1 protein-coding gene is annotated in these 1,795 nt (G+C 49.0%); it reads right to left on the reverse strand.

The window, feature by feature from the left end; genetic code table 11:
• Window positions 1–266: 266 nt before the first annotated feature.
• Window positions 267–1,583, reverse strand: coding sequence for an IS1380 family transposase (locus BUA75_RS15330; RefSeq protein WP_072875511.1), 1,317 nt, complete (start codon window positions 1,581–1,583; stop codon window positions 267–269).
• Window positions 1,584–1,795: the final 212 nt, after the last annotated feature.

Genomic DNA, 1,795 nt, shown 5'->3' on the forward strand with positions numbered 1-1,795 from the left:
GAGGAGCACATTCTCCAACTATCCCTATTCTACGGGACAAATCTCATGTATTTGCGAAGTTTTGACAGTCAAGCTGTCACGGATTTATTAAACCCAGATTTCGACGATTAGGTGATTGAGGTCAGTAACTGGAGTCTATTCTCCAGTATTTAGTGGATTTGTTAACGATCACGTCGAAATCATGGTACGGTAACTAGAGCAATGGACACAATTCCCCCCTCCCCAAGCCGGGCTATGAACTCCACTTTTTCAGTTGGAAGAAAAGTCTACGTGGCGGCATGAAGCATGAGCAACGACCGATGCTTTGCATACACTGGAAGACGAATGCTCCACTGGCGTGCATGACGAACCAGAATCCCAGGTAGATGGAATAGTCTTCGTCTGAGCCGTCCGGCGGTCCACTGCCGCACCCCCGGTTGAAGCGCGACGTGCTTGTACAGCAGGAGTAGATTATACGCAAGTAGCTTTAGACCTTGCAGCGCTTTGTTGGCATCGAAATTTTGGCTGGAGAATTGGTCGATGGCGAATCCATATTTGGCTTCCTTGATGTGATTCTCAGCGTTACCACGAAAATTGTAGAAGTGCCATACATCCTCGCCGCTCCAGTCAAGCGTTGTGGCAATCGCCTCGTATTCCCAGAGCCAATCCGCACACAGGCACTCCTGTGGGTCAATGTCTAAGCGACGCAAAATCACGACCCGACGAGGCTTGTCCCAGGATGTTGCCTGATACATGATGGAAGCAGCATCGCAATGTTCCCGGTCACTCACCGTGATGCAGTGCCAGAGGAGATTTGGCGCTAGCGCCAACTGTGCGAGTCGTTTGGTCCACTTCAGTTTGATCACGTAATCTCGCTTGTCTTGCTCCAATATCTGAAACACTTTTTCCCCGGTAAACACTTTATCCATGCGGACGGCGCGAATGTTGACGCCATCCGGCAACTGGTCTTTTATCGCCTTGTAGAAATCCGCAAATCCATCGGATGTATGAGCGTCACCAGAGCGCAAATCATCATAGAGACAACAACCAGTGAGTGAATCAAACGCCAGCAAGGGATGGAAACTCGCCCGTCCGTGATGGTGTGGATTATATCCAACGGCGGACTGTTGCTGCGCACCATAAACAGTCTCTACAGAGGAGTCGATATCGACCACGATGCCTTGTCCTTTGGGGAGAAGTGACTTTAGGATTTGTCTATGCGCCGAACGTATCGCTTTGATGCCATTGTCGGAACCGAGCCGCTTCATGTCCTTATACAACAGAGACGTATCAGGCAGTTTCGGCACGTCCAACTTCAGCTTCAACAGGGGATCTTGTTCGATGTCCTCAAAGTGGAAAATCCGTTCCTGACCCAGCAAGGAACCGAAAATCACGGTCAAAGCAATATCGTCCATGTGGAACTGGGTGTTTCTACCCTTGCGTAATTCATGTACCCAAAACTCCCTGTCAATACCCGTTCCCAAAACGAAATCTATGAGACCAGTTGCACCGCCAAAGGAGGTGGCGCCATTCAAATCGTAGCGAGTATGTATCGTACAGCTTTTCCGAGCGTATTGACTTCGTGTATGATTAGATTGTTTCACCCAAAAGGTGCTCCTTTCTGGCAAACGATGTGGTTCTCGACAAACTCATCTTAGCCTTACGGGGAGCGCCTTTTCAATTATTCAGGTCGGTGCACGAGGACACAATCGTCGAAATCCGGGTTTAATAAATCCGTGACAGCTTGACTGTCAAAACTTCGCAAATACATGAGATTTGTCCCGTAGAATAGGGATAGTTGGAGAATGTGCTCCTC

Origin of the sequence: Alicyclobacillus tolerans, assembly GCF_900142255.1 — a bacterium.
Lineage (GTDB): Bacteria > Bacillota > Bacilli > Alicyclobacillales > Alicyclobacillaceae > Alicyclobacillus_I > Alicyclobacillus_I tolerans.